Source organism: Borrelia crocidurae (genome assembly GCF_000825665.2).
GTDB classification, from domain to species: domain Bacteria; phylum Spirochaetota; class Spirochaetia; order Borreliales; family Borreliaceae; genus Borrelia; species Borrelia duttonii.
This window is the reverse complement of the sequence record NZ_LN609267.1, coordinates 832,969-841,447: the sequence shown is the minus strand read 5'-3', so window position 1 is coordinate 841,447 and position 8,479 is coordinate 832,969. Positions and strand designations below refer to the sequence as shown.

At 27.3% G+C, this 8,479-nt stretch carries 6 protein-coding genes and 2 pseudogenes; 2 read left to right on the top strand and 6 right to left on the bottom strand.

All coding sequences use genetic code 11. The features are described 5' to 3' along the window. Window positions 1-492 (bottom strand): annotated as a pseudogene (locus tag BN1173_RS04740) (translocation/assembly module TamB domain-containing protein); the annotation flags it as partial. A gap of 74 nt (window positions 493-566) precedes the next feature. Here BN1173_RS04740 and tmk point away from each other — a divergent pair. Then, window positions 567-1,175, top strand: a complete 609-nt coding sequence (tmk, locus tag BN1173_RS04075; RefSeq protein WP_040236813.1) for a dTMP kinase — start codon at window positions 567-569, stop codon at window positions 1,173-1,175. Between the two features lie 32 nt (window positions 1,176-1,207). Then, window positions 1,208-1,798, top strand: coding sequence for a hypothetical protein (locus BN1173_RS04070; protein ID WP_040236812.1), 591 nt, complete (start codon window positions 1,208-1,210; stop codon window positions 1,796-1,798). A 37-nt stretch (window positions 1,799-1,835) separates the two neighbouring features. Here the strand turns inward: BN1173_RS04070 and BN1173_RS04065 are convergent, their stop codons facing one another. From BN1173_RS04065 to BN1173_RS04735, 5 genes and pseudogenes are all read right to left on the bottom strand, one after another. Beyond that, window positions 1,836-2,942, bottom strand: coding sequence for a thymidine kinase (locus BN1173_RS04065; protein WP_040236809.1), 1,107 nt, complete (start codon window positions 2,940-2,942; stop codon window positions 1,836-1,838). A gap of 34 nt (window positions 2,943-2,976) precedes the next feature. Beyond that, a complete protein-coding gene (locus BN1173_RS04060; RefSeq protein WP_246040061.1) occupies window positions 2,977-4,614 on the bottom strand; it encodes a S1C family serine protease in 1,638 nt (545 codons plus the stop codon). Window positions 4,615-4,630: 16 nt separating this feature from the next. Further along, on the bottom strand, window positions 4,631-6,109 hold the full coding sequence (locus tag BN1173_RS04055) for a hypothetical protein (RefSeq protein ID WP_040236806.1): 1,479 nt from the start codon (window positions 6,107-6,109) through the stop codon (window positions 4,631-4,633). 22 nt (window positions 6,110-6,131) lie between these two features. Next, complete coding sequence (ftsH, locus tag BN1173_RS04050) at window positions 6,132-8,042, bottom strand: ATP-dependent zinc metalloprotease FtsH (RefSeq protein WP_040236804.1); 1,911 nt, start codon at window positions 8,040-8,042, stop codon at window positions 6,132-6,134. After that, window positions 8,039-8,479: pseudogene (locus BN1173_RS04735) on the bottom strand (tRNA lysidine(34) synthetase TilS); the annotation flags it as partial. The gene ftsH and the pseudogene BN1173_RS04735, both read right to left, overlap by 4 nt.

The window sequence follows — 8,479 nt, the reverse complement described above, 5'->3', positions numbered from 1 at the left end:
AATATCTTCTAAATGCATATGAAGACTTTCAAAGGAACCAAACATCTTGCCAATTATTACACGACTAGCTTTTTCATCATTTAAGTCTAATTTCATAGGAATTGAACTTTTGGATTTAAGAAATTTAAAATCATTTAAATCAAAATTCAAAGTACTACCCTTAACAAAAATATCTAAAATAATATTTTCATTTCCTAACAATAAGTTAAATAAATCTAAATTAACCTTAACAGTATGCATCAAGACTTTATCTTGTTCATTTAAACTCAACTCCAAATTGTCTATTTTAATCGAAGATAAAAAATAAGGATCGATTTTATTATATTTAATCTTAAAACCCAATTTTGCCTCAAGATAATTCATAATAAAAAACCTAGCAGAATAAACTTGAAATTGAACAAACAAAACAAAAATAATAAGAACAAATATAAAAACTAAAATCGAACAAATAAAAGATAGAGTATCTTTATTCCTTATAAAAAACAAATTCATAGATCTATTAATATATATTATATAATACTTACAGTAAGCATCTAATTACTAAAATATCTAAGGAGATAATTTTTGTGACTAAGATCCTAAAAAATTTTTATTGTATAGAAGGAATTGATGGAAGCGGCAAAACAAGTATAATCCAAAAATTACAAAAAATCTGCAACAATAAAATGAAATACCATTTTACAAAAGAACCATCAACAGGAATAATTGGTAAACTCATAAGAAAACAACTGACCAACTTTAAAAATCCCTTACTAAAAGTATCATTAGCACATTTATACGTTGCAGATAGATACGAACATTTATATAATATACAAAATGGAATAATAGCAATACTAAATAAAAATCAAACAAAAGTAATAAGCGATAGATATTTATTTTCATCTATAGCATATCAAGGAGAATTAGGGTATAAACTAAATAAAGATTTCCCATTACCTGAAAAACTTTTTTTTATAAAAACAGACCCCAATATAGCATTTAAACGTATTCAAAAAAATAGAACACAAGCGGATCTTTTTGAATTTGAAGAAGCTAAATTTAAAGAAATAAATTCTAGATACATGGAAATGTTTCAAATTTTTAATCAACTAATTGATATTGTATATATTGAAAACTCAAGTGAACACGATATCGAAATAAGTGCAAGGAAAATTTTTGATTTAATAAAATTTTAACATCTAATATAACAAAAGGAAGGATACAAAACATGTTTCATAATAACTTTTTTGTATTATATTTAATAATACTTTCAATTTTACTCATAATTAACGTCAATGCATCATCAAAATTTTTCTATGCTGAACAATGGTATGTTATTTTTAATGAAAATATGAAAAAAAAACCAGACAATTATAAAAGGAATATTTTTTTTCTACAAAACGCATTAAAATATCCATTCGGGAATCCAAATTATTCTCTAGCTCAAATAAAAACAAAAAAAGAATGGAATAAATATAAGCTGCTCTTTAAAATGCATGTAAATTTACTTCTTGTTAAGCAACATCTATATTTAGGTAATTTATTTGACACAAAACATGTATATTTTTATAACACTCCCAAAAAAGATGGCATTCTTAAAAACCTAAATCAAGCCATAATTTTTTATAAAATGGCCACTTCTTATTACAAAAAAGCTTTAACATATCATAAACAATTAGACAAATACAAATTTATCAAGATACAAGGTAATGGAATAACAAATTGGGAAGATGAATATTATAGAATTGAAATAAAAGAACTTAACTACTATGACATAATCAAACGAGAATTAATACGCATTGAAAAAACAAAAGAGTAGTTTCAACTTCAGCAGCATTATTTTTATTAATATTATTTTAAAAAATTCCCTTATATTCTCTTGAAACAATTACTTTTTGAATATAATCTTTACTAAGTGAAAATCTATTAACAATTTCCTTAAAATCTTCTTTACTTAAGATATTATATTCAAACGAAAGTGTAATCAAGGCTCTTTCTGCCAAAAAAGGCAATTTTAACACATTTTCTAAAATGGCAATATCATATTTCTCGCCAACCTCAATTAAAAGAGACTTTTGAAAATTTGAATTTACAATATTACTCTTTAAATCAACAATTTCTCTTTCTAGAAATTTTCTATCACCCTGAATATATAATAATGCAAAAGGTTTAAGAATAGTAAAAAAATATTCTCTCCCAACAAGATAATGATGTTTAGAACATCTTGTAGCATAATTTGGATAAATAGCAGATTCAACAATCTCATCACCACCAACAATTAATAAAGGATCAAAATAAGGTGCAGCTATTTCTTTACCTTCATAAAAATAATATCTATATGTCAAAAAAGATTCATCCATACAATTAATATGTTCACAATAAGCACCAAGACTACAAATTTTATCTGCATACTCTATTAAAAGTCTAGCCGTGTTATTAAATATTTCTTTTCTAAAATTATAAAGTAAAGTAGGAAGTATAAATAATACATTTAAATCTAAAGCTATCTTATTTACAATAAATACTAATCTCTCATCATAAAAACAAGTCTCATCAATAATAAAAGTCCCATATTCAGGATTTTTCTCTATCAATTGTCCTACATCAAAAGAATCACTAGCAAAATCAACACCATCAATTTCATCACTCCCACCGCCTCTATAAGGAATAACATTCTCAGGATAATTCTTAAATCTTTTTTTATCAAGAATATTTCTAATAAAAAATACATTGGCTCTATTTCTAAGACCCCTTGTGATAGAAGCTAAAATTTCAGAAGATTTATTTTTAATAATAAGAGAATCTTTATAAATTTTAGCAGCATATTCTGTCTTACCACTACCCATAGGACCAATAATAAGCATTAGATTTAAATTGTCTTTAAAATTAAAATGACTAATAGAAACAATATTATCAAGCTTAGAACGAGTATCGCCATTAACTAAATTCAAATAAAAGCCCATAAAAACAAACTCCCCCAAACATAGCTTAATTTATTTATACAAATATAATAGAATCAAAAGGAATAATAAGCTGCAAAGGAGCTCCTAAATATCCAGAAAATAATCTTTTAACATAAAGTAATAATACAAATACTCTCTTATCCCTAATATATTTAAAATCATAAATAAAAATTTCATCATTAGTCCTAAAATTCAATTCATCACCAAGACCATTTGCAAAAACCTTGGCGACCCTATACTCTTTTCCAGCAATAAAACTTAAATTTAAACCCAAAAAAGCTCCCACCACATTTTTAAAAGAATCTCTATTAATGATACTCTCAATAATATTTTCGGGTCGATTTTGGGGATATAAATAACTCTCGTATTCCTTATTATTCCTTTTATATTTAACACTTACCATAGACTTTTTTTGCAAAATATAATATTGTAATTCTCTTAAACTATCAAATTTTAAAGAATTAACACTTAAAATAGAATCTCCACTTCTAAGTCCACCAATATCTGCAGGCGAATTAGGAACTACATACGATATTTCCAAATTATTTAAACTTTCTGAAAAAGTAAAACCCAACCAATGATTCTTTAAAACACCACCTCTATACATAAAGGGCAATACCTTTAAAACCCATTTTGAAGGTATTACAAAATTAAGACCTTGAGAATATACAAATCCAGCAAATGTAAGGCCAACAAAACCTCCATTTTCATTGATGACAGGTCCACCAGAATTTCCCTGATTAATGGCAGCATCAATTTGATAAGAATCACCCACAGACAACAGGTTTCTATTCTTACCAGAAATTATTCCTGAAGTAATAGTCTTCTCAAATCCCAAAGGAGAACCCATAGCATAAATCCTGTCTCCAATATTAATATTTGAAGAATAATCCAAATTAAATTGATGCTCTAATTTAAAAGAAACCTTAATTAATGCAAGATCCATCTCTTTTGAATAAGAAATCACTTCTGCGGGAAGCTTTTCACCCTTGCCTCTTGGAAGCTTAACATAAAGATTGGAAACTCCATTATAATCACTGTTAACTTGAGAACTAATTACATGATAATTAGTCAAAGCATATCCCTTCAGATTATCAATAACAAAAGAAGAACCTAAAGCAATATTGGGTACTCTATTACCATTTACAATTTTAGTGCCCATATCTACCCAAACTGTTAATACAGCTGTATCGAGCAAAACATTTTTTGAAGGAGATTTTTCATGAATAACAAAATTTTGCAAAAAATCAAAATTATTATCAAGCAAATAATATTTTGCAAAAAAACTTGCAAGCATTGGATCCTTATGTCTCAAACTCTCAAGATGTTTTAAAATCAATTGCTTTTTGCTCTCATTAAGCATAATACCAAACAAATTTAAAGTCTCAAGCTTAAATAATGCTCTCTCATAATCTTTAGATTTGCACAAATTTAAATATTCATTTTGAATTCCAGATAAAGCTTTATCTCTTAAATCCAAAATACCCTGTTCCATTTCAAAACCATTATTTTTTAGATTGTAATAACTTGAAAGAGCAAATTCAAAATTATTGTCCTCAATATGCTTACTTATGCTTTCAGATGGGACATAATAAATTTGTTTGTCATCTATATCTCTTATTGTGTTGCATGAAAAAATTAACATAATGACAATAAAAATTTTTCTATGCATCAATAATTTTTAAAAGCTACTTAATGTTACGATAAACATCCAAAGAATCATCTAAAATAACTCTTTTAGCTTTAAAAACTCCTTTATCATAAATTTCAATATAATTAAACTTCTTAGAGTCATTAATTTTTTTATAAACTGAAGTCAAATCTCCAAAAGAATAATTTCTAATTTCAATAACATCATGCTCATTAAAAACCTTTTTAGATATCAAAGCTTGTCGGATATCAAAAGAAGAAACTTGCTTTGGACTTAAATTTAACATATTAGGAACAAAAATTTCTGGAACATCGGCTATTAAAAAATTATTAATACCTACATAATCAAAACTATAACTAAAATTATCAAAAATTTCATAACGAAAAGAATCCAAAGCAAAAATATAAACGGCTTTCTTATTTGGGTACTTAACCTCAATCATACTAACATAAGGATAAATAGAATAATAAACATTATAACCAAATAAAACATTTTCATAACAAATAGGAATTTTATTTTTAAAATAAACCTTATTTAGATATTTTTCATCTAAATTTAAATTTGAAGTATAATTCACTATTTTGGAAAAAAAATTTACTAAAACACCATTTTTAAATACTGCAACATTATTCTTATCATCTACAAAATATACACCTGATAAGTTTTTATAATAATTTAAAAATTCTTCTCGTATATTAGGATCACCCAAAAGATCATAAAACATTTTATAGTCACGAAGCGTACTTGGCGGCTCTTCTTTAAAAAAACCATAAGCCTCATCAGGTGTTAAAAGACGATATTTAAGCAAATACATACTCTGAACACCATTTATTTGTTTGCTTTTATTCTTAAGAAAAGTAAACAAAGCAACAGCATTAGGCTCATTTAACATTGTATTTTTAAAAATAAAATCAATATTTTCACTTTTAAAAAAAGAATCTCCCTTTAACTTAAGCTTATTAAAAAGACTTGCAAAAAATTTATCTTCCTTTAAAAACCATTTAAAAAACCTTATATCATCACTATACACAGAAAAAGCACTTTTTAATACTTTATCAAAAGTACCACTAAAATCTCCAAGCCTACTGGACGCCTCAAGTCTCATATAAATCAAGTCTTTATCATTTTTTAAATCACCATCCAACTTATCATAAATGTCAATAATTTCTTTATTCTTATAAACATCCTCATTTTGATCCAAAATTAATGAAAAATATTGAAAGTATAAATCCAAGGGTTTTACAAGTACAAAATTATTAATCTCTATAGCTGATTTTAATAAATAAATTCTATCTAACAATGAAATATCATTCCTCAATGACAGCTCATAAAGAGAATCGGAGTTTTTCAAATTAAATTCAAGAGAACCATAAAGCATATCAAGTCCTCTTTGAGTACCATTAAAACTTTTAGATTCAAGCAAAAGAATTTTAGATATATCTTCGTCTCTCTTATTTAAATTGGCATTTAAATTTACAAAAATTAAAAACAACAATACAATTTTTAAGACAACCACAAAGACTCCTTAAAAACTTGTTTTATCTATCAATTGTCTCTTCTTGCTTAGACTGCTTTAAACTTAGTTCATAATCACTCTCAATTAATTCAAAACCTAAAAGTTCTCTCACTTCATTATCTGTTAAAGTTTCTCTTGCAATCAAGGCCTCTGCAAGTTTTACTAACTGATCCTTATGCTTCATTAAAATATTTGATGCTTCTTTTAAACATCCTTCAAGAATTTTCTTAACTTCTCTATCTACTCTGTCAGCAGTATTTTCAGAATATGCTTTTGATTTAGAAAATTCTTTTGGAAGAAAAATTGGAGCTTCATCATCTACCAAAAATATAGGACCTACATCCTCTCCCATACCCCATTCTGTAACCATTTTCTTTGCCAAATTAGTAGCTTGCATTAAATCATTCTGAACACCAGCTGTAGTAAAACCTAAATTAATCTGCTCACTAGCATAACCACCATAACATATTTTAATTTTATCAAGAATTTGATTCTTATTGATTGAAAGTCTATCTTCTTTAGGAAGAGAAAAAGCAACACCAAGAGCTCTACCCCTAGGAATAATAGTAACTTTATGTAAAGGATCAGCATGCTCAAGATAATAATGAAGCAAAGCATGACCAGCTTCATGATAAGCTGTTTCAAGTTTTTGTCTATCAGTAATAGTCATAGATTTTTTAGCAACTCCCATAAGTATTTTATCCCGAGCTTCTTCCAAATCATGCATCAAAATTTCAGATTGATTATTTCTAGCAGCAATCAAAGCACCTTCATTAATTAAATTTGCAAGATCAGCACCACTAACACCAGGGGTAGCTCTTGCTATTACTCTTAAGTCGATCTCTTTTGCAAGCTTAGTCTTCTGAGCATGTATATTTAATATTGCTTCTCTCTCCTTAATATCAGGCAAGGTAACTGCTACTTGCCTATCAAATCTACCTGGTCTCAACAAAGCAGAATCAAGAACATCAGGTCTATTTGTAGCTGCCATCACTATTACATTAGTATATGTCCCAAAACCATCCATCTCAACTAATAATTGATTAAGAGTCTGTTCTCTCTCATCATGACCACCACCAAGTCCAGCTCCACGACTTCTCCCAACAGCATCAAGTTCATCAATAAAAATTATACAAGGAGCATTTTTTCTTGCATTATCAAAAAGATCTCTAACACGACTTGCCCCAACCCCTACAAACATCTCAACAAAATCAGAACCCGACATATGGAAAAAATTTACTCCTGCTTCCCCAGCAACAGCCTTGGCAAGCAAAGTCTTTCCTGTTCCAGGAGATCCAACCAAAAGAACACCTTTAGGAATTCTGGCACCAATTTTTTCAAATTTTTTAGGATATTTAAGAAATTCAACTACTTCACCAAGTTCTTGTTTTGCTTCTTCTTGCCCAGCGACATCTTTAAAAGTAACTTTATTCTTTCCTGCTTCATATTTTTGAGCATTGCTTTTTCCAAATGAAAAAACTTTTCCACCACCACCTTGAGTTTGACGAAAAATAAAGAAAAAGAAAACAAAAAATAATATCCAAGGTAAAGTTTGAAGTAAAACGCCAATTAAAGACGATTGACTCTTTCCAGAACTTACCTCTACTCGCTTGGCTTTAAGCTCCGCAAGTAAATTAATATCAAAATAAGGAATACTAGTAGAGAAATAAGACTTTCCTAAATTAGAATTTTTGACAATAAACTGAATTTGACTCTTATCAATAATCACAACTGATTCAATCAAACCACTATCTAAATAAGTCTGAAATGTACTATAAGGAACGTTTTTATAATTTTCTCCACCACGCATAAAATAAGACATGAATATTGCTAAAACTAAGAAAACAACAACAAGCCCCAAAATCCAATTCTTATTTTTCTTTTTATTATTAGATTTACCATTATTATTCAAATTATTATTGTTAATATTCATTCCTTTAAAAATCCTCCGAACAAAGATATACTAATTTTTTTAAGAATATTCTTATCACTCCACATTAAGTTTAAAGTATTTAAATCAATAATTCCAATTATCTTATCATTTAATACTAACAACATTAAATAAAGTGGATTATATCTTACAAACTTAGAAAAGAACTTCTTTGATTGTAACTTTTTTTTAAAAAATTTATACCTAAACTCATAAGAACAACATCTCAATGTTAGTATAGAATCATCTTCACACTCCAAACATTCTAACAAAATCTTACCTAAAGATAAACTATGATATTCATTAACTCTTAAGAAAAAATCAAAAGGTCTACGCATTTCCTCAGATCTCCTAAAAATAAGATTAACCTTATCTCTACGTTTCTCCAAACAAAAATCATCATTCTTAAGTAAAATATTACTCCTTTTATTATTAAGACT

Excerpts from the sequence above, each read along its gene's own strand:
- BN1173_RS04070 (WP_040236812.1), top strand. The coding sequence starts at position 1,208 with ATGTTTCATAATAACTTTTTTGTATTATATTTAATAATACTTTCAATT.
- BN1173_RS04065 (WP_040236809.1), bottom strand. The coding sequence starts at position 2,942 with ATGGGCTTTTATTTGAATTTAGTTAATGGCGATACTCGTTCTAAGCTT.
- BN1173_RS04060 (WP_246040061.1), bottom strand. The coding sequence starts at position 4,614 with ATGCATAGAAAAATTTTTATTGTCATTATGTTAATTTTTTCATGCAAC.
- ftsH (WP_040236804.1), bottom strand. The coding sequence starts at position 8,042 with ATGAATATTAACAATAATAATTTGAATAATAATGGTAAATCTAATAAT.